15 protein-coding genes are annotated in these 20,013 nt (G+C 57.7%); 5 read left to right on the forward strand and 10 right to left on the reverse strand.

Annotated features, from left to right (window positions below; translation table 11 throughout):
• Positions 1-532 precede the first annotated feature (532 nt).
• Positions 533-3,847, reverse strand: coding sequence for an AAA family ATPase (locus tag QEZ52_RS12265; RefSeq protein WP_406644639.1), 3,315 nt, complete (start codon positions 3,845-3,847; stop codon positions 533-535).
• Positions 3,848-4,275: 428 nt separating this feature from the next.
• On the opposite strand from QEZ52_RS12265, the gene QEZ52_RS12270 reads away from it, so the two are divergent.
• Positions 4,276-4,581 carry a hypothetical protein gene (locus tag QEZ52_RS12270; protein ID WP_406644640.1) on the forward strand — a complete coding sequence of 102 codons (306 nt, stop codon included), beginning with the start codon at positions 4,276-4,278 and terminating at the stop codon, positions 4,579-4,581.
• A 25-nt stretch (positions 4,582-4,606) separates the two neighbouring features.
• Here QEZ52_RS12270 and pgi read toward each other — a convergent pair whose 3' ends face one another.
• The 3 genes from pgi to zwf form a co-directional block, all read right to left on the reverse strand.
• Positions 4,607-6,214, reverse strand: a complete 1,608-nt coding sequence (gene pgi, locus QEZ52_RS12275; protein ID WP_406644641.1) for a glucose-6-phosphate isomerase — start codon at positions 6,212-6,214, stop codon at positions 4,607-4,609.
• Between the two features lie 127 nt (positions 6,215-6,341).
• Positions 6,342-7,013 (reverse strand): 6-phosphogluconolactonase, encoded by a 672-nt coding sequence (gene pgl, locus QEZ52_RS12280; RefSeq protein ID WP_406644642.1) that lies wholly within the window; start codon positions 7,011-7,013, stop codon positions 6,342-6,344.
• Positions 7,010-8,485, reverse strand: coding sequence for a glucose-6-phosphate dehydrogenase (NADP(+)) (gene zwf / locus QEZ52_RS12285; protein ID WP_406644643.1), 1,476 nt, complete (start codon positions 8,483-8,485; stop codon positions 7,010-7,012). Before zwf ends, pgl begins: the two co-directional genes overlap by 4 nt.
• Positions 8,486-8,646: 161 nt before the next feature.
• Here zwf and QEZ52_RS12290 point away from each other — a divergent pair, with 161 nt between their 5' ends.
• Positions 8,647-9,612, forward strand: coding sequence for a radical SAM protein (locus tag QEZ52_RS12290; RefSeq protein WP_406644644.1), 966 nt, complete (start codon positions 8,647-8,649; stop codon positions 9,610-9,612).
• On the opposite strand, the gene QEZ52_RS12295 is transcribed toward QEZ52_RS12290, so the two are convergent.
• Entirely contained in the window at positions 9,609-10,325 is a 717-nt protein-coding gene (locus QEZ52_RS12295; RefSeq protein ID WP_406644645.1) for a hypothetical protein, read from the reverse strand. The two genes, QEZ52_RS12290 and QEZ52_RS12295, sit on opposite strands and share 4 nt — an antisense overlap.
• A 28-nt stretch (positions 10,326-10,353) precedes the next feature.
• Positions 10,354-10,623, reverse strand: coding sequence for an usg protein (locus QEZ52_RS12300; RefSeq protein WP_406644646.1), 270 nt, complete (start codon positions 10,621-10,623; stop codon positions 10,354-10,356).
• Positions 10,624-10,847: 224 nt separating this feature from the next.
• Between QEZ52_RS12300 and gyrA the strand changes: the two genes are divergently transcribed.
• Positions 10,848-13,559, forward strand: a complete 2,712-nt coding sequence (gyrA, locus tag QEZ52_RS12305) for a DNA gyrase subunit A (RefSeq protein ID WP_406650449.1) — start codon at positions 10,848-10,850, stop codon at positions 13,557-13,559.
• 158 nt (positions 13,560-13,717) lie between these two features.
• On the opposite strand, the gene QEZ52_RS12310 is transcribed toward gyrA, so the two are convergent.
• From QEZ52_RS12310 to QEZ52_RS12320, 3 genes are all read right to left on the reverse strand, one after another.
• Positions 13,718-15,187: a carboxypeptidase M32 gene (locus QEZ52_RS12310; RefSeq protein WP_406644647.1), complete on the reverse strand. Its 1,470-nt coding sequence runs from the start codon at positions 15,185-15,187 to the stop codon at positions 13,718-13,720.
• 3 nt (positions 15,188-15,190) lie between these two features.
• Positions 15,191-16,336: a heme A synthase gene (gene ctaA, locus QEZ52_RS12315; protein WP_406644648.1), complete on the reverse strand. Its 1,146-nt coding sequence runs from the start codon at positions 16,334-16,336 to the stop codon at positions 15,191-15,193.
• 105 nt (positions 16,337-16,441) lie between these two features.
• Positions 16,442-17,188: an RNA methyltransferase gene (locus QEZ52_RS12320; RefSeq protein WP_406644649.1), complete on the reverse strand. Its 747-nt coding sequence runs from the start codon at positions 17,186-17,188 to the stop codon at positions 16,442-16,444.
• 178 nt (positions 17,189-17,366) lie between these two features.
• On the opposite strand from QEZ52_RS12320, the gene QEZ52_RS12325 reads away from it, so the two are divergent.
• Positions 17,367-18,002, forward strand: a complete 636-nt coding sequence (locus QEZ52_RS12325) for a thiamine phosphate synthase (protein ID WP_406644650.1) — start codon at positions 17,367-17,369, stop codon at positions 18,000-18,002.
• Between the two features lie 9 nt (positions 18,003-18,011).
• On the opposite strand, the gene QEZ52_RS12330 is transcribed toward QEZ52_RS12325, so the two are convergent.
• On the reverse strand, positions 18,012-19,172 hold the full coding sequence (locus tag QEZ52_RS12330) for a HupE/UreJ family protein (RefSeq protein WP_406644651.1): 1,161 nt from the start codon (positions 19,170-19,172) through the stop codon (positions 18,012-18,014).
• Here QEZ52_RS12330 and QEZ52_RS12335 point away from each other — a divergent pair.
• Entirely contained in the window at positions 19,171-19,977 is an 807-nt protein-coding gene (locus QEZ52_RS12335; RefSeq protein ID WP_406650451.1) for a DUF4198 domain-containing protein, read from the forward strand. The genes QEZ52_RS12330 and QEZ52_RS12335 overlap by 2 nt on opposite strands.
• Positions 19,978-20,013: the final 36 nt, after the last annotated feature.

The raw sequence follows: 20,013 nt of genomic DNA on the forward strand, positions 1-20,013 counted from the left end.
ACACTGTACAGCATTACGCGCTTTTGGGCTCCCACCTGCCGGTCGTCACACCAGGTGTGGACGGCTGCAAGCAACCCGAAGTAGGCATTGGCCAAACACGGGTGACGCCCCGATCAAGAGCGAACTATAAAACTGTTGTTTACATCGCATGCACTGTTGCGGACCTGTCGCGGGACACCCTTGGGCCCAAGCTGGCGATCCGGCTTTGCAAAACTCGCTTTCTGTCCACAGCAACCATTAACGGTCGGAACGGCATCTACGGCTTGGGTCGATGCGGCTGGTTCCGGCTCGGAACGTCTGCTGACAATCCAAAGCCGTCGTTTACGCCATATCCGGTTCCGTCATATCGGACCTTCTCAGAACCAGAAGGAAAAGCCCGGTTTGCAGGGCAAACCGATTGAGCCTTGGTGCATTCAATGGCTCAACCGAGACAGGTTTATTCAAGTCAGCGCGTGCACCCCAAAACGCTTACCGACGCACCGTTGCGCACCGGGATGTCGATGGAAAACGGTCCACGGCATCCATAGGCAGTTCAATTCAGGTCTTCGAGCAGTGCTTTGGCTCTAACGAGATCAGGCGTATCAAAGCCTTCGCTAAACCAGTCATAGATTTCCTGAAGAAGCTCGCGGGCTTGGGTCCTTCGACCCTGGCTTTTCCACAGAAGGCACAGGCTGACCGAAGCACGCAGCTCCCATGATTTGGCTCTCTGGCTACGCGCAATCTGGAGGGCCTTTTGAAAACACACTTCTGCCTGGTCAGGATCTGAGCTGCCAAGCAACAGCTCACCCTTGATGCGGCTTAGCTCGGCATCCCACAAACGTTCACCGTCCGCTCCACCTTTGTCGGCAATGATCTGAGCTTCATCCAACGCAACCGACCCCTGTGCCGTTTGTCCTGCTTTGCAATGCGCCTCGGCAAGCAGGGCCAGATAGAATGGCACAAACAATTCAGCCCCGGTGTTCCGCCAGCCGGTCAACCCGTCCTGCAATAACGCAATACCGTCGTCCATCGAGCCTTCCGTGAGAAGCGAGCCCCGCACCACGGTTGCCATCGTCAGGAACAGCCCAAACCCTTGTTCGGCGGCCTCCCTCGCAGCTTTGTCCGCGATCTCCCCGGCCAGAGCGGCCTCTCGGCGGAAGCAATGGAATATGGCGGTAAAGCCCGCAATATAAACATCCGTCAGCGGATGAGATATTTCCCGGGCCAGAACCGCCGTTTCGCGGCTCAAACTCAGAGCCTGATCGGGATAGCCAAGAAACCAGAGTGCCCAAGCCGTCCATTGCCGGGTGACCACACCGAGGTCCTGACCATACACATACGCCAGTGAACGATGTTGCTCGGGGTCGTAAAGCGTCAGTCCCTGCTGCAGAAGCTCAAGCGCCTCCGTGAATCTGGCCTGCAATACCAGTGCCGATCCCAACACCCGATGAGCAACCAGACGTTGCGTCTGGTCCCCTTCGCTTTGGGCCAGATGGAAAACCTGTTCTGGCAATTCTGGCCTAGCTCCGGGCGACCGCACTGAATAACAGTAGTTAACCCCCCAGAGAGCAGAAAACCGTTTTGACGTCTCACCAACCTGCTCGCTCAGCGCAAGGGCCCGACTGAATGTCCTCTCCACCTCCGGAGCCGCAAATCCTTTGGTCAACATGAGCGGCGTACCAAGCGCCATCTGAAGGTCGAGTTCTTGCAAGTTACGCTCTTCGGTATTTGCAAGCTCTCCCAGCAAGGCGATGCCCTCGGTTAGGTGGCTGATCGCTTCTACATTGGCAGAGCGTTCAATCGCTCTCCGGCCAGCTTTGTGCCAGTGAAAGACGGCCGTCTCGGTCAATCCGGCTTTGGCGTAATGGTGGGCCAGGATTTCAGGCTCGACATCAACGGTTCTCGGAAAACGATCTTCGAGGACCGTGCCTATCCGATGGTGCAATTCCCGGCGGCTGCTTTTTAGCAACGACTCGTATGCGGCGTCCTGAATCAATGCATGTTTGAACGTATAAATGGCATTGGGGTATGCGCCACGAACGACGATGAGCTGGGATTCGGTGAGTGCATCAAGCTGATCCCTCAGGATTGTTTTGTCGACTTTTGACGCAATTTCCACGAGCCGATAGCCGAACTCGCGCCCTATCACTGCACCGATTTGCGCAATCTTCTTTGCTGGACCCAACCGGTCGAGGCGTGCCAACAAAAGGGCCTGGATTGTCGCAGGAATTGCTTTTGTAGTTCCGCCCTCTACGAGCGCGCGCGTCAACTCCTCGATAAACAGCGGAACACCATCGGCCATCGCGGCGACTTCATCTAACGTTTTTGCGTCCAGTTCGGTGTTTGCCGCAATGTTTCGAACAAGCGTGATGCTCTCCTTTTGAGCAAGGCGGCTTAGCGTCATCAGCGTTACGCACGATTGACCGACCCAAGGTGCCTGAAACTCGGGACGGAAGGTCAGGATCATCAAAACAGCTTTGTCCTGAGTGCGCGCGACGATCAGATCCAAAAGTTCCCGAGTCGTCGGATCAACCCAGTGCAAGTCTTCAAAGACCATCAGCACCGGCTGTGTCTCAGAAAGCGCCAAAAGCTGGTCCCTCAGGGCCTCTAGCGTTCGCTTTTTTCGGGCTTGCGGCGTCAGGTTGTGGGGCGCATAGCGACCTTCGTGCGGGATGGACAAAAGATCCGCAAATAGCCCGGCAACAGAGTCCACATTTTTTGTAGTCCGTCCAAGCAGGGTCTCCAGTTTGTCCAGCTTGCGTGATGCGGGATCGTCCGCATCGATGGCGGCAGCATGGGTAAGCTGCGCAATTACAGGGTAGAGCGCACTGTTTGTGTGGTGCGGCGAACATTGGTAGCGCAGTCGAATGTGGGGGCTCTCGGCCAGCTGATCGTGCAACATTTCGGTTAGCCGCGACTTGCCGATGCCGGGTTCGCCAGAGATCGTGACGACTTGGCCTTCGCCCATCTTGGCCTGATTCCAGCAATGAATGAGCGTGTGCATTTCACGGTCTCTGCCGACAAATGTCGCGAGCGCACTGCTTCGCCGACCCTCAAAACGGCTTTCGACGTCCCGGATGCCCGACACATGCCAGGCCGCTACTGGCTCTGAAATCCCTTTCAAAACCTGTTGCCCAAGTGCTGAGGCCTTTAACAGCCGTTTGATCAGGCCATATGTTGTCTCGTCGATAACAACGCACCCCGGCGCGGCCACGGTTTGGAGCCGCGCGGCAAGATTGGGTGCAGGGCCGGAAATTGCCGCTACTTCAGATACCCCCCCGTCCACAACGTCGCCCGCAACGACAAGACCCGTTGCAATCCCAACGCGTGCCTGGAGCGGGTCATCGGGTGTTCCGTTCAGTTGACCGACTGCGCTCACCGAAGCAAGTGCTCCACGCACAGCCAGCTCGGCGTCGTCCTCCTCGGCCCGTGGGTAGCCGAAGTAGACCAAAACACCGTCCCCAAGGTATTTGGCGACATAACCATCAAAGCGGCGCACACTCTCAGAAACGGCTTTCTGGAACGACTGGATGATCTCTCGGTACTCTTCCGGGTCAAGTTTCTGAGACAGTGCAGTTGAGCCGACCAGATCACAGAACATCACAGTTAACTGGCGTCGCTCGGCCTCGACGCGCATATGGGCATCCGCACCCTCATCGCCCAGGCCTTCTTCTCGAATACGATCTCTCGTGTCACGGATGCGAATTGCCTTCAATATCCGACGGCGTGGGCCGAGAGGCAGGCCCATTTCCCTTAAATCGTCATCAGACAATTCGGAAAGATCGGCTGGCTCCAGCTCATTTTCAGAGAAGTTCGGGGCATATTTGGCCAGACCCAATTGGTCCAACCAGGTCGCGATGTCTGTCATCCATTGCCCCTTCCTCCTTGACGCTTATCACAACGGCGTGGTCAACGAAAGAACGAGGCTGGAGAGACACCGATATCTCATGCGGGTCAAAAGTAACGGCAGTCCGCTTCATTGGATGCTCGAATTGGAGCATGTCAACTCCGATAGCTACCAGTTTTGCCAAATGATCCTCGCATCCGTTGCCACGGTCCGCATCCCGAAAGTTGACGCAACATTGCAAAACTCGCTTCCTGCCTACAGAAGCCATTGACGGCCAGTACAGCATCCAGGGCTTGTGCCGATGCGGCTGGTTCAGCCCAAAGTAGGCATTGGCCAAACACGGTGACGCCCCGATTTAGAACGAACTTCAAACCTCTTGTTTACATCGCATGCACTGTTACGGACCTGTCGCAGTTTGATGCCGCTCCTGTGAAAGCATTTATTGCACCATGGGAGACGAATATGGGTACGAAACGGATGGACGAATTTCGATGGGATGCAGTTCGGACATGCCGGCGGTTGCGGGCGGCGATGCCGGCCTGGGTCTCTGCGATCTGTCTTTCGACGTCTCGCGCCAGGAGGCTCAGGCCGATCCGTATCACATAATGTATCCTGGTTTTGACCCGGCTTTGGTGGGGACCGCCACGCGCCATGCCGTTGGCACAGGCAATGGCGGCAACCAAACCGGGATGGCCAGCCAGCCCGTGCTTGCGCCAGCCCGTGCCGGGGATGTCAGACCGCTCGACCTTTATTAGCGAGCGGCCAGGCCTGCGGGCAAACTCAGGTGTTGAAGGTCCGAAAGTAGCGCACAAGCGCCTCGGTCGAACCATCCTTGTCGGTCACGCTGTCGCAGCCGTCCAGAACCGGATGTAGGGACACGGCCAGTTCCTTGCCCAATTCGACGCCCCATTGGTCAAACGAATTGATCCCCAGGATAACGCCTTCGACAAACACCCGATGTTCATACAGCGCAATGATCCGTCCCAGAATGTCAGGGGTCAGCATTGGATAGATCAGAGTCGTTGACGGCCGGTTGCCCGGGAACACCCGATGGCGTGCCTGGCGTTCCAATTCCTCGCCGGTCAGGCCCTTTGCCTGCATCCGCGCGCGCGCCTGATCCAGCGACCGCCCCAACATCAAGGCTTCGGATTGGGCAAAACAATTGGCAACCAGCAGTTTGTGATGCGCCTGCAACTCCGGTTCATGCCCGCGTGCCGCAACCAGAAATTCGCACGGGATCACCCGCGTACCCTGATGGATCAACTGAAAAAACGCATGTTGCCCATTGGTTCCGGGTTCGCCCCAGACAACCGGTCCCGACGACACATCAAGAGCCGAGCCATCCACACGCACCTGTTTGCCATTGGATTCCATTTCCAATTGCTGGAAATAGGCCGACAGACGGATCAATCGCTGATCATATGGCAAAACCGCGCGGGTTCCATGACCGCATACCTGGTTGTGCCAGATCCCGACCAACGCCAACATGACCGGCATGTTCTGCCCCCAGGGTGCCGCCCGAAAATGTTCGTCCATCGCACGCCCACCGGCCAGAAACTGATCAAAACCATCCGGCCCGATGGCAATCATCAGGCTTAACCCGATGGGCCCCCAGATTGAATACCGCCCTCCAACCCAATCTTCGAACCCAAAAACCTGATCCTGCGGGATACCAAAATCATCGGTCTTGTCCATCGCTGTGGACAGGGCTGCAAACTGGCGCTTTGGATCGCCACCTCCTGCACGCATCCAATCCCGCGCCGTGAACGCATTGGTCATGGTTTCAATCGTGGTAAAGCTTTTTGAGGCGACGATCACCAGCGTGCGCTGTGGGTCCAGCCCCTTGAGCGTATCGCTGATATGGGCCCCATCCACATTGGACACAAAATGGCACCGGGGACCATCATGATAGGGTGACAAAGCCAACACCGCCATCGCCGGTCCCAGATCGGACCCGCCAATCCCGATGTTGATGACATCTGTGATGCGGCCCCCTGCCCCGACGAGTTCACCAGATCTGAGCGCCTGGGAAAACGCCTTCATCCTGTCCAGCGTTTGCCGGATGCCAGGGCGAATGTCCGCCCCGTCCACCAGCAACTCTTCGCCGTCAGGGTCGCGCAGGGCCGTGTGCAGGACCGCGCGCCCTTCGGTCTGGTTGATCTCGCCCCCAGAGAACATCGCGTCGCGCCGTTGAGCAACATTGCTCCGTTCACACAGGTCAATCAACGCCGAACGAATGGAATCGTCCAGCTGGGTTTTAGAATAGTCAAAATGCATATCCCCCAAGGAGACGCTAAAGTCCCGTGCTCGGGTGGGGTTTTCTTCAAAAAGCGAGCGCATCCGTCGCGTAACTGTCGCCGAACGCAAATCTTTCAATGCCGTCCACATAAATTTCAATATCCCAAAGACTGCTGCCCGTCTGGGCGCCAACCCATCACCGAGAAGCCGCCAAACATAACAAAGCGCAACTGATCGGGCGCAGATAAACCCTTGATTTCCAGCAATTGCAACAGGGTTATTCCGCCCAGTGGATCACGGTTTCGGACAAAACCGCCTGAATAGGTGCCTCTTCGGGCGGCAAAGACATCGCCCGCATCAAGGCCTCGCGCTTTTTCGAGCCATAGATCACCAGATGTTTGGACAACGCCCCGTCCAACACCCGCGCACTCAGGCTGATGCGGGTTTCGGGCTGGGTTTGTGGTTTCAGAACACTCAGGATCGGTGCGTGCTTGTCCAAGGCGGCCTCCAATCCGGGCGCACCGGGAAACAGGGATGCGGTGTGCATGTCTTCGCCCATCCCCAACAACAGAACCGACAAGGGCAGCTCGGGCGCAATCACGGCTTCCAATTCGGGCAGCACATCTTCCGGCTGCTCCGCCGGTGTGTGCAACGGCAGATATCGCGCCTTGGCTGCCCTGTTCACCAGCAACCGTTCCCGGATCAGTTTTTCATTGGACCGAGGGTCCGAATTGGGCACCCATCGTTCATCCGTTGGCAAGACATGTACCCGGTCCCAAGGCAGATCTGCCGCACATAGATCATCAAATATTGGCCCCGTCGTCGACCCACCCGCAACCGCAAGAGACGCCGTGTCATTGTGGAACAGATGACCGTCCAATTCGCCAGCCAATGTGCTTGCCAGATCAATCGCCAGCATGTCCCGATCCGGATATTCAACAATATTCATGGGTTGATACCTCGCCATTCCCGTCCGTCCCTGCGCATCAACAGATCTGCGTCCGTCGGCCCTGCACTGCCGCTGGGATAGGGTTTGGGTGCATCGCCCCGCGCCTCCCAACCGGCAATAATCGGGTCCGTCCAGGCCCAGGCCGCTTCGACTTCGTCGCCGCGCATGAACAATGTCTGATTGCCCCGGATCACATCCGTGATCAACCGTTCATAGGCGTCCGGCGGATCACCGCCGTCCGGCCCCAGGGCCTCGGCGAACGTCATGTCCAATGGCACATCCACCAGCCGCATCCCGCCGGGCCCAGGTTCCTTGATCGTCACCTTGAGCGTGATGCCTTCGTTGGGCTGCAGCCGGATCGACAACAGATTGGCGTGACGCCCCGCCTCTTCGCCAAAAATCGAATGCGGCGCATCCTTGAACATCACATTGATCACCGAAGACCGCGCCTTGAGCCGTTTGCCCGTGCGCAGGTAAAACGGTGTCCCCGCCCACCGCCAATTCGACAGATGGGTGCGCAGGGCAATGTAGCTTTCCGTGGTACTGCGGGGTTCACCCACCGATCCGCGATAGCTGGGATGGGGGTGATCGGGATCCAGACAGGCTTCGAATTGGCCGCGCACAATATGGTGTGGCAGAACCGCATCCAGCGCCCGGATCACCTTGAGCTTTTCATCACGCACCGCGTCGGGGTCAAATTTGGCGGGCGGCTCCATGGCAATCAAGCAGAGCAGCTGCATCAGGTGGTTCTGGATCATGTCCCGCATGGCCCCGGCCCGGTCGTAATACTCTTCTCGCCCGTCCACACCCACTGTTTCGGCCACGGTAATCTGGATGTGGTCCACGTACTGGCTGTTCCACAAGGGTTCGAACAACATGTTACCAAATCGCACGGCCATCAGGTTCTGGACCGTTTCCTTGCCCAGGTAATGGTCGATGCGGTAAATCTGACCTTCTGCGAAGTGGCGCGCCAAGGTGGCATTCAATGCCTGTGCGGACTCCAGATCATGACCAAAGGGCTTTTCCACCACGATCCGGGTATCGGGGCCTGCCATGCCGTGATGGCGCAACCGTTCAGCCAAGGGGCCGAACAATCGCGGACCGACGGAAAAATAAAACACCGTGACCCGCCCGGCGGCACATCCTTCGAGCTTGTGAACCAGTTCCGGCCAACCAGTTTCCCCCATCGCGTCCAGAGGCACGTAGTCCAGACGGCTCAGGAACTCTTGGACTGTTCCATCTTCGCAGGAGCGTGTTCCGCCATAGGTTTTGATCGCCTTGGCACAAAATGCACGATAGGCGTCGAGGGTCATGTCAGAGCGCGCCGCGCCAATGATCCGGGCACTGTCAGGGATGTGACCTGTGCAGAACCGCCGGAACAATGCAGGCAGGATCTTGCGTTGCGCAAGATCTCCAGTACCGCCGAACACGACCAGATCGAACGGATCGACCGGTATGATGCGAGAAACCATAATGTCTGTCCTATCCCCTGTCTGTTCGTCAGTCATCCCTTAGTCATACCACTGACCAACACGGAAACATCACAACCTTGTCAGTCTCCTACTCAACGACTTTAACTTACTGGCTGCCATAGGCTAGAGCTATTGCGACCAGAGCGAGCAGGAATTCCCGAATGAAAGACACAGTACCGCCTACTGCGCCATCTTCAGCCAATGTCGGAAAATTCCAAGACCCTTTTGTGACGGCTGACGGATCCGAACGCGCGTCCGTACCGCTCAGCCACCCCGAAACCCTGTGGTTCAACACAGGAACCTTGTGCAACATCGAATGTGAAAACTGCTATATTCTCAGTTCCCCGACAAATGACGCGCTGGTCTATTTGACGCTCGCAGAGATGGTCCCGTATCTGGACCAGATCGGTGAACGCAAGTGGCCAGTGCGTGAAATCGGATTTACCGGCGGCGAACCTTTTATGAATCCCGACATGATCGCCATGACCCGGGCGGCGCTGGAACGTGGGTTTGATGTTCTGATCCTCACCAATGCGATGCGCCCTATGATGCGCAAATCCATGCGCCAGGGCTTGATCGACCTGAACACCGCCTTTCCGGGCAAGATCACGATGCGGGTTTCTCTCGACCATTTTCGCCCCGCGCTCCACGACAAGGAACGCGGCACCGGAACCTTTGACAAGACGCTCGAAGGCATGGGCTGGTTGCGCGACAACGGGTTTCGCATGGCCGTTGCCGGGCGCACGGTTTGGGGCGAGAGCGAAGAGCAATCTCGCGCCGGTTACCAGGCATTTTTCAAACAGAATGGATTTGAAATCGACGCGCTTAACCCAGGCCAGACGGTTCTGTTTCCCGAAATGGATATGACTGTCGAAGTTCCTGAAATAACAACGTCCTGCTGGGGAATACTGAAGAAAAAACCAGCAGAAGTCATGTGCGCGTCTTCGCGCATGGTGGTCAAACGCAAAGGCGCAGATCACCCGACGGTTCTGGCCTGCACGCTGCTGGCGTATGATAAAGAGTTCGAACTTGGCGAAACGCTGAAGGACGCGGAACGGGACGTACAGCTGAACCACCCGCATTGCGCCAAATTCTGTGTTCTGGGCGGAGCCAGCTGTTCGGCCTAATTCAACTCTGGCGATTTCCAGTATTTTGTGCCCGTGGCCGAGGCATTGACCCGCCAGCCTTTTTTGCCGAGCGCGAAAAAGGCACGACCGTCGACAAATCTGGCAACTTCCTGTGCCGTATCGTCACCGACCATCGTGCCACCTTCGGCAGTGGCATCATACCCGTTGTTCACAAAGGACAGGAAATCCCCTTCTGTTGAAAACATGATGACAAATTGGGTGGCAAACCCACCAACTCCGAACGCCGCACCAACGCCGCCTGCCCCCATATTCATGTAGATGCGGCTTCCGGTGGTTTTATTGACGGCCACGCCGCGACCAAAACCGGCCGAAACCGGAAATAGCGTGATGTTTCTGGAATCAAAAACCGCATATCCTTCCGAGATGGCATAGGCTTCGCGGGCGGATGCATTTTCGGCCAATAATCGCGTTTTGACATCAATGGCCATCGCGTCGATTTCGGCGCGCGTTTGTTCGGGTGTGTCTTCGTTGGAGGCAAGATCGACAGCCGAACCAACTGAATCTCCGACATAGTTCACGCCTTTTTCAACCGAATTTCCGACTGAATTCATGCCGTTTCCAATGGATTCTCCGGCCTTCTTTGCGCTATTGGAAATTTTCCCGAACACCCCGTCCGCGCCAGCGGGTCCATGTCCCGACGCAAACACCAGTGCCAACGCTGAAACGATCGTTGCGATCAACTTGTTCGACATGAAATGCCCTTTTGTGCGACGTGAGGATCTAGTTGATAGTAAACTCCCCAACCACATTACGCCACTCTCCTGGCGCAATCATCTTGCGGTGCGAAAAACGCACGGAATGCAAGGGGCCATCCAGCTCGGATTGCCAGAATTCGATGAATTTGAACAGGTTCGGATGATCTGGTGCTAGATCGTATTCCTGCCATACAAATGTATTAAGAACGTGGATGTAATCAGGCATGCAATAGGTGAATTCCGCCGTTGTCAGCCCGTATCCCTTCAGCATCAATTCGGTTGCGTTCTGCTCCATATTTGACCTCCGTTTCAAAGGGTGGTCAGGACATGCTAACATAAATTTTGTTAATTCTTCGCAAAAACATAACGTTACCGTATCTGGGAGAGGACTGGGCCGCTTTGCCCCCGAGTTTGGTTGCACGTCATATGCTGTGTCTGATAGAGTGCACACACAAAATATAGTCCCAAAGACAGAAACGGGCAGAACACGTGAGCGATACGCCTCAAACTCCTGAAAACATGGACGAAACCCCACCTGAGCGGCCAGCATACGACGGTCCGACGGTCTCCATCGAATCCGAGATGAAGACCTCGTACCTTGACTATGCGATGTCGGTCATTGTCAGCCGTGCGATCCCCGATCTGCGCGACGGGTTGAAACCTGTGCACCGACGCATCCTGTATGCAATGCATGAAACCGGGAATACGCACGAAAAATCCTATCGAAAATCGGCCCGTCCGGTTGGCGATGTCATGGGTAAATACCACCCCCATGGGGACAGCGCGATCTATGACGCGCTGGTACGGATGGCCCAGGATTTTTCGATGTCGCTGCCGCTGTTGGATGGTCAGGGCAACTTTGGTTCGATGGACGGGGACAACCCGGCAGCCATGCGATATACCGAAGTGCGCATGGACAAACCTGCGGCGTCATTGCTGGCTGATATTGAAAAAGATACCGTTGATTTTCAGGACAACTATGACGGCAAGGACCGCGAACCCACGGTTCTGCCTGCCCGTTTCCCCAACATGCTGGTCAATGGTGCCGGCGGTATCGCCGTTGGTATGGCCACCAATATCCCGCCGCATAATTTGGGCGAAGTGATCGACGCCACGCTTGCGCTGATCGACGATCCGGATCTAACTAGCGAACAGCTGATTGACTATGTTCCCGGTCCCGACTTTCCGACAGGTGCGCTGATGCTGGGCCGGTCCGGTGCGCGCAAGGCCTATCTCGAAGGCCGTGGCAGCGTCATCATCCGCTCCAAAACCCGTGTCGAAGAGATCCGCAAGGACCGATATGCCATCGTCGTCGACGAGATCCCCTATCAGGTCAACAAGGCTTCGATGATCGAAAAGATCGCCGAACAGGTGCGCGAGAAAAAGATCGAAGGCGTCGCCCATGTTCAGGATGAATCCGACCGTAACGGTGTGCGTGTCGTCGTCGAACTGAAACGCGATGCCACCCCCGAAGTCGTGCTGAACCAACTGTTCCGGTTCACTCCGATGCAAACGTCGTTCGGCTGCAATATGCTGGCTCTGAACGGTGGACGCCCAGAACAGCTGACGCTGCGCCGTTTTCTGACGTCGTTCATTGATTTCCGCGAAGATGTGGTGGCGCGCCGGACCGCGTTTTTGTTGCGCAAGGCGCGCGAACGCAGCCACGTGCTGTGCGGTTTGGCCGTGGCCGTCACCAATATCGACGAAATTGTAACCACGATCCGGCAATCCACAGATGCGGCTGAGGCGCGCGAAAAGCTGATGACGCGGCGCTGGCCCGCCCAGCCGATCCTGGAATACATCGCCCTGATCGACGATCCGACACATACCGCCAATGAAGACGGAACATACAACCTGTCGGAAACCCAGGCCCGGGCCATTCTGGAACTGCGTCTGCAGCGCCTGACCCAGATCGGGGTCAAGGAAGTCACCGACGAATTGGAAGAGCTGGCAGGCAAGATCAAGGAGTACCTTGAAATCCTGTCTTCGCGCGAACGCATCATGGGAATCATTGGCGATGAGCTGCGCGAGGTGCGGGATCAATTCGCCGTTCCGCGTCGCACCGAGATCGTCAACTGGTCCGGTGACATGGAAGACGAAGACCTGATCGAACGCGAAGACATGGTCGTGACCGTGACGTCGGGTGGGTATATCAAACGGACCCCTCTGGCAGACTTCCGCGCCCAAAAACGCGGCGGCAAAGGGTTGTCGGGTATGCAGACCAAGGAAGAGGATGTCGTTACCAACCTCTTTGTCGCCAATACCCATACCCAGTTGCTGTTCTTTACCACTGACGGGATGGTCTACAAGCTCAAGACCTGGCGCCTGCCCCAATCGGGCCGGACTGGCAAAGGCAAGGCCATCGTCAATATCCTGCCGATTCCAACCGGGGTTTCCATCGCCGCCATCATGCCGGTCGATGTGCCGGACGACGAATGGGAAAACCTTCAGATTGTCTTTGCCACAACTGGTGGCGATGTGCGGCGTAACCGACTGTCGGACTTTACCAATGTCCGGCGCAACGGCAAAATCGCAATGAAGCTGCCCGAAGATGGGTCTGTCGAACTGGTCAATGCCCGGATCTGCTCCGAGGATGACGATGTCATGCTCTTTACCAATTCCGGTCGCGCGATCCGTTTCCGCACCACGGATGTCCGCGTGTTCAATTCACGCGAGTCAACGGGTGTTCGCGGGATCCGGCTGTCCAATGGGGACCGAGTCGTGTCGATGTCGGTGATCCGCCATTTCGAAGCTGGCCCCGAAGACCGGGCTGCCTATCTCAAGATGCGCCGGGCCGTGGCTGGGTTGACCGACGAGGAAAGCTCGGACGAAGATTCAGTCCCAGCCAGCGACGAATTCGGGCCAGAGAAATACGCCGAAATGTCCGCCGCAGAGAACCTGATCCTTACCATTACCACCGGAGGGTCGGGCAAGCTTAGTTCGTCGCACGATTACCCTGTGCGTGGGCGTGGTGGTATGGGCGTTGCCGCCATGGACAAGGCAATGCGTGGTGGCGAAATCGTCGCCTCTTTCCCGGTGGATCTGGACGATCAGATCATGCTCGCAACGTCCAAGGGTCAGTCGATCCGGGTGCCGGTGGATGGAATTTCCTTCCGCTCGCGCAGTGCGGGTGGCGTGCGGGTGTTCAACACTGGCAAGAACGAGGAAGTGGTCAGCGTTGCCTGGATCGCCGAACAGGACGACGACAAGGTCGACGACGAAGACATCTGAAACTGATAACCGCCTTTTGGTCGGGGATGTCTCTCATATCCCCGACCAAAAGGCTCACAATACACAAGGCCCGATGTTCAGTTTCGAACACCGGGCCTTTTCCTTGCGATCATTTACAGGTCTCTTCTGTGGGGGCAGCCCCCAGAGACTGCGCGCACTTACAGCCCGTAGAGCGCTCCGAATTTTGTTTCGAGATAGTCCAAAAGCGGCTCGGGCCCCGGCTCCATGCCGCTGGCGCGGGTGATGATGCTACGGGGTTCGTACAGGCTGCCATGCTGTTGCAGGTTTTCGCGCAACCATTCCGTCGCCCCAGAGGTTTCCCCCACAGCCAGCTCTGCATCCAGATCCGGCACCGCCGTCCGCAGCGCCTGATACAGGCACCCGGCATAGACGTTGCCCAGGCTGTAGGTCGGAAAATACCCAAACAGACCCACGGACCAATGCACATCCTGCAGACAGCCGTTGCTGGGCCGGTCCACACCATAGCCGAAATCGGAGTCAAACCGATCGTTCCAGGCGGCTTCCAGATCGCCAACCGCCAGATCCCCGGCCATCAACGCCCGCTCCAGATCAAACCGCAACATGATGTGCAGGTTATACTGCACCTCATCCGCTTCGGTCCGGATATATCCATTGTGCACCCGGTTCACAGCACCATAGAACGCATCCGCATCGGCCACACCAACGTCGCCAAAAGCCTCCTGCATCTGTTCGAACAACCAACCGGTAAAGGCGCGCGACCGCCCCAGTTGGTTTTCGTAAATGCGGCTCTGGCTTTCGTGTACGCCCATCGACACACCGCGCCCCAACGGGGTCAACAAAAAGGATTTGTCGATGTTCTGTTCATAGGCACCGTGCCCGACTTCGTGAATCGTTGAATAGAAACAATTGAAGGGATCGGTTTCGCTGGTCCGCGTGGTGATCCGCACGTCGTCGCCCGACCCCGAGCTGAACGGGTGCACCGCCTTGTCGACACGCCCATGGGCCATGTCATAGCCAAAGGTTCTGGCCAGTCGGCGGGTCAACTGCATCTGCTTGGATTCATCAAAGGTGCCTGACAGACCCGCCGGGGTCGGCATTTCCAAAACAGCCGCGCGCAGATCCACCAGACGGGGTCGCATTGCGTCAAAGATCGCCGCGATCTGGGCCCCGGTAGTGCCTGGTTCATAATCTTCGACCATGGCGTCATAGACATCCCCGTCGCCCGCCAACGCCTGGCCCTCTTCGCGCTTCAGCGCTACGACTTCTTCCAGAACCGGCAAAAAGCTGGCCACATCTTCGTCCGACCGGGCCGCTGCCCATTTGCCCTGAGCTTGGGAGGTGACCTGGGCAATGCGTCGCGACAGGTCGGCCGGCACCTTGCCCGCCCGTTCATATGAGCGACGGATTTCACGCAGTTGTGCGGCCGCCACATCATCGTCAGCCTCGATTTGCTCCAGCCAATCTCCAACGCGGGGGTCCGACCGGCGTGCATGAAGAACACCTTCGATGGCGGCCATTTCCTCGCCCCGTTGAGACGCGGATTCGCGCGGCATCATGGTTTCCTGATCCCAGCCCAACCGGCCTGCAATCTGGCCCAACGCCTGCGTGTCGCGCTGAAATGCCATCAAGTCATCAAATGCAGTCATGGATCAGGATCCTTTAATTTTCGTCACAATTGGATAAGCAGAGAGGAACCGGGCGCGCAGGATCAGCACCCAAACCACCACGGCCATCAGCTGATGAACAATGGCCAGATGCAGCGGCGCGATATACAAGACCGTCACAATGCCCAAAGTGACCTGTAACAGCAACGCTGCAAAGGCCACATTGAACGCAAAGCGTGTCGCCACATGCGCCGAGCCACGTCCGCGCAACCAGGCCACCACCGCAAAGACGAGCAGCAGATAGCCCACAACCCGATGGATGAACTGGACCAACCCCGGGTTTTCAAAGAAGTTACGCCATACGGGTTCCAGGTACATCGCATCCGCAGGGAAGAATTGCCCGCCCATCAACGGCCAGTCGGTGAATGTCCGCCCCGCATCAATACCGGCAACCAATGCGCCCAGCAGGATTTGCAGGAATGCAAAATGCAGCAGCCCGGTAGACAGCCCATACAGCTTGGCCTCCTTGCCCCGGCGGGCCTGCATCAAGTCGCGTTCCTGGCGCCCCAGCATGAACACATACCAGGCGATCACGCCCAGGATGACAAAGGCAAGCCCCAGATGCACTGCCAACCGATACGACGCCACGGCCGTCATGCCTTCGCCCTGTGTCACGCCAGACGCAACCATCCACCAGCCGATCGCGCCCTGCACACCGCCCAAGGCCCCCGGCAGGATCAACCGCCCGGTCCAGCCGGTTGGGATCTTGCGCGCAACCAGAAACCCAAAGAACCCAAGCGCCCAAACCAGCCCGATAAAGCGGCCCAATTGACGATGGCCCCATTCCCACCAATAGATCTGTTTAAAATCAGCCAGTTCCATCCACTGGTTTTCCAGCTGCCATTGGTCGATCTGCTTGTATTTGTCAAATTCCGACTGCCAGTCAGCCTCGGACATGGGCGGCATCGCCCCGGTTACAGGGCGCCATTCGGTGATCGACAGCCCGCTGTCTGTCAGCCGGGTCAACCCGCCCACGACGATCATTGCCACGACCAACGCAAACAGCACCATCAACCAGGCGCGAATGGCCTGACGTGCGCCGCCGCGTCCCCGGTCAATCATGCCCGGTTGAACAGCTGGGGCCTCAGCCTTGCTGCCATCCACCTCTTCGAAAATGCTGCGCTTGCTCATGCGTCGCTCTCTTCCCTCTTCTGGGCCTCAATTCCCCGCCCGTCTTTTAGGCCAAGCTAGGGCCGACGGCACCCAGCGTCCAGTGCCTCTGAACGCCAGCAATCCTCAGCCTTTTTCTTTCCACCGCACCATCTGGCGCATGATGCCATGCAGCATCTGAATATCTGCGCGTGTCATCGCGACCCGCGACCACAGATTGCGCAGGTTCAACCGCATGCTGTCGGCCTTTTCAGGTGGCCAAAAAAACCCGGCCTCATCCAATCGCTGTTCATAATGCTCAACCAGCTTTTCGACCTCGACCCCGGTTGCCCAATCGCCCTTGTTGCCGATCTCATGGGTTTCATGGGCCACATCACCGACCTGACGCATCCATTCATAGGCTGTCAGCAACACACATTGACCCAGGTTCAACGACGCATATTGTGGATTCACGGGAACCGAGATGATGGCGTTTGCCCTGGCTATGTCATCGTTTTCCAACCCGGCCCGTTCCGGACCGAACAGAACTGCGACCTGTTCGCCTGCCGCCACCTTTTGCGCCGCGATCTGCATCGCGCGCTCGGGACTGTAGACTGGTTTTGTCATGTCGCGTTGCCGCGCGGTGGTGGCAAAGGTGAACGTGCGGTCTCCCAGCGCGCCCTCCAGGTCGCCATACAGCTGCGCTTCGTCCAGCAGACGTCCGGCACCGGATGACATTGCAACCGCCTTTTGGTTGGGCCAGCCATCGCGCGGTGCCACGATCCGCATCCGGTCCAGGCCAAAATTCCACATCGCCCGCGCGGCGGCACCGATGTTTTCGCCCATTTGCGGGCGCACCAGAACAAAGGCGGGTTGAGGGGTGTCGCTGGGCATCTTGGTCTCCGTAACCATCGGCGGGTCAATCGGCCCTGCTGTAATGTGCCAGGACCAGCAGGGCAAGGGAGCCAACCCGTTTCAACAGGCAAATCGCCCCGATCCTGCGCGCAACGCTTGCACCGCTGGTGGTTTTCGCTAAACACCGGGCAGACCACCCAACGCAGGAGCCGGAACCATGGTTGACAGTGCCGAGCAGACACACGAACAGCCCCAGATCTATCTGATCACTCCGGCGCAGATCGAATTGGGCCGGTTTTCCGACCAGTTGGCCCGAATTCTGGACACAACCGAAATCGCCTGTGTGCGGATGGACCTGGTCAGCCGCGAAGAAGACACCCTGTCGCGGTCGGCCGATGCGCTGCGCGAAATCTGTCACGCCCGCGATGTTGCGCTGGTGATCACGGATCATCAGATTCTTGCCGAACGGCTGGGACTGGACGGGGTCCATCTGAGCGACGCCACCAAACCGGTCCGCACCGCGCGCAAGGCGCTGGGACCTGATGCCATTGTCGGCAGCTTCTGTGGCGGATCGCGCCATGACGGGCTGACCGCAGGAGAAGCCGGCGCGGACTATATCAGTTTTGGTCCCATTGGGGTCTCGGGGTTGGGTGACGGGCAGCAGGCCGAACTGGAACTGTTTCAATGGTGGTCCGAAGTCGTCGAAGTACCGGTTGTCGCCGAAGGCGGCCTGACGACTGATCTGGTGCGCCAATTCACGCCCTATACGGATTTTTTCGGGATCGGCGATGAAATATGGCGTCACGAAGATCCACAGGTCGCGCTGGCCGAGCTGATCGCGGCAATGCAGTAGTCGACCGGCTCAGGTCAGAAATACCCGTTCGACGAACCAATAGGCCCCGATCAGCGCAATGGTCAACGACGCGGGCATCGCCACCCGTCCACGGTATTTCGGGTGGCGTCCAAACCACAGGCCCACGGTCAAAAACGCAGCTGCGATCACCGCCAGTTGACCCAATTCAACCCCGATGTTGAACCCCAACAGCGCCGCCACAAATTGATGAGGCGGCAGGCCGAATTCACCCAGCACACTGGCAAACCCCAATCCGTGCAACAGCCCAAATCCGAACACCATGACCGGCCGCCACCCGTGCAGGCGGCGCACGATGATGTTTTCGACTGCCACATAAACAATGGATGCGGCGATCAGCGGTTCGACAATGCCCGGGTTGACCTGCACCACGCCGTTGGCCGCCAGCGCCAGGGTGATCGTATGCGCAACAGTAAAAGCGCTGATCTGCCACAACAGTGGGCCCAGACGGGCGCTGAGAAAGAACAGCCCCAGCACAAACAGGATGTGATCGGTTCCTTTGGGCAGGATGTGCTCGAACCCGACCGGGATATAGTCAATAAACACCTCCCACGGGGACAGCGCCGCACCGCCGGCCAGCGTTATGGATGGGCTGGTTTCGCCGCCCTGCAAATAGCCGGTATAAGGTTCCTCAACCCCCTGTTGGCGTAACACCAGCCCACCAGACCCATCCGGCCAATGCACATTCAACCACGCCACACCTTGCGGGAGCAGCCCGGACAACACCAGATATGAGGCACGCGGCAGATCGGCGTCCCCGACCGCAGGAATACGAATGTCCGACAAGACCAAAGGCACCGACCCATCCGGCACCACGGTCAGATCCTCCAGCCACTCTTCGGCAAAGGCGCGCACCATCGGGGCCAATTCATCCTGTTCGAGGCTTCGTAACAGGTCATAATCAGCAGCCTGCGGGGTCTCATTGGTGTCGGCCAGATCATCCAGATCAATCCCCGCCACAAACGCTTCGACATTCAGTCTCAGCTCCAGGCGAACCGTGCTCTCAGACACCGTCAGGTCTCCGATCGTCGGGGTCACTTCGTGCGCCTGTACTGGCGATACAAACTGTAAAACGCTTGACACCAGCCAGACAAATGCCAGCTTCAGTGTCCACACCTCCAAGGACTTTGCGACCCTCGTGCCCCTGCTCATGCGTCTTTGCCCCTTTGTTTTTTTCTGTGCGCTTTGCCTGATTGGGCCGCGCCTGGCCCTTGCACACGAGTTTTGGATTGCCCCCTGGAAATATCAAGCGGAAAGCACAGACTCCCTTGCGGCAGATTTTCGAAATGGCGAAGGGTTCGTGGGATCCGAGCTGGCCTATTTCGACACTCAACTGCAACGCGCAGATATCATGATCGGCACCTCCGTCACGCCATACAAAGGCCGGTTGGGCGACATTCCGGCGATGACATTTCAGCCACCCCAAGACGGGTTGCTGACGGTGGGTGTCGTCACCCAACCCGCACAGGTCAAATACAAGAGCTGGGAAAAGTTCGTCGCTTTTGCCACACATCAGGATTTCAGGGGGCTCTTGGATCGTCACCTGTCCCGCGGCCTTCCTCAGGTCGATTTCTGGGAAAGCTATACCCGCTATTCCAAATCCCTGATTGCGGTCGGGCATGGACGGGGCCAGGACACGGATCGTGGTATGGAGACAGAATTCATCGCGCTGGCCAATCCCTATCGGGACGATTTGAATGGGACCCTGCCCGTGCGGTTGTTGTATCAGGGGATGCCCCGCGTGGATGTCCAGGTCGAAGTCTTTGCCAAATCGGCGGAGGGGACCGTCACAACCCGGATGATCCGCACCGATGACCAGGGCATTGTCACTGTTCCGGTACAGGCGGGTCAGGAATACCTGTTGAACGCAGTGATTGTGCGCCCTGCCCCCGATGACGCCCGCCCGGTCTGGGACACACTGTGGGCCACCCTTACCTTTGCGTTACCCGGTGACTGAGCCCGCTTGCGCCCTGCGCGCTTTGACGGCATGAAG

This window comes from Aliisedimentitalea scapharcae (assembly GCF_045277565.1).
GTDB classification, from domain to species: domain Bacteria; phylum Pseudomonadota; class Alphaproteobacteria; order Rhodobacterales; family Rhodobacteraceae; genus Aliisedimentitalea; species Aliisedimentitalea scapharcae.

Coding starts and splice junctions, on each gene's coding strand:
- QEZ52_RS12265 (WP_406644639.1), bottom strand. CDS start 3,847: ATGACAGACATCGCGACCTGGTTGGACCAATTGGGTCTGGCCAAATAT.
- QEZ52_RS12270 (WP_406644640.1), top strand. CDS start 4,276: ATGGGAGACGAATATGGGTACGAAACGGATGGACGAATTTCGATGGGA.
- pgi (WP_406644641.1), bottom strand. CDS start 6,214: ATGTGGACGGCATTGAAAGATTTGCGTTCGGCGACAGTTACGCGACGG.
- pgl (WP_406644642.1), bottom strand. CDS start 7,013: ATGAATATTGTTGAATATCCGGATCGGGACATGCTGGCGATTGATCTG.
- zwf (WP_406644643.1), bottom strand. CDS start 8,485: ATGGTTTCTCGCATCATACCGGTCGATCCGTTCGATCTGGTCGTGTTC.
- QEZ52_RS12290 (WP_406644644.1), top strand. CDS start 8,647: ATGAAAGACACAGTACCGCCTACTGCGCCATCTTCAGCCAATGTCGGA.
- QEZ52_RS12295 (WP_406644645.1), bottom strand. CDS start 10,325: ATGTCGAACAAGTTGATCGCAACGATCGTTTCAGCGTTGGCACTGGTG.
- QEZ52_RS12300 (WP_406644646.1), bottom strand. CDS start 10,623: ATGGAGCAGAACGCAACCGAATTGATGCTGAAGGGATACGGGCTGACA.
- gyrA (WP_406650449.1), top strand. CDS start 10,848: ATGGACGAAACCCCACCTGAGCGGCCAGCATACGACGGTCCGACGGTC.
- QEZ52_RS12310 (WP_406644647.1), bottom strand. CDS start 15,187: ATGACTGCATTTGATGACTTGATGGCATTTCAGCGCGACACGCAGGCG.
- ctaA (WP_406644648.1), bottom strand. CDS start 16,336: ATGAGCAAGCGCAGCATTTTCGAAGAGGTGGATGGCAGCAAGGCTGAG.
- QEZ52_RS12320 (WP_406644649.1), bottom strand. CDS start 17,188: ATGCCCAGCGACACCCCTCAACCCGCCTTTGTTCTGGTGCGCCCGCAA.
- QEZ52_RS12325 (WP_406644650.1), top strand. CDS start 17,367: ATGGTTGACAGTGCCGAGCAGACACACGAACAGCCCCAGATCTATCTG.
- QEZ52_RS12335 (WP_406650451.1), top strand. CDS start 19,171: ATGCGTCTTTGCCCCTTTGTTTTTTTCTGTGCGCTTTGCCTGATTGGG.
- QEZ52_RS12330 (WP_406644651.1), bottom strand. CDS start 19,172: ATGAGCAGGGGCACGAGGGTCGCAAAGTCCTTGGAGGTGTGGACACTG.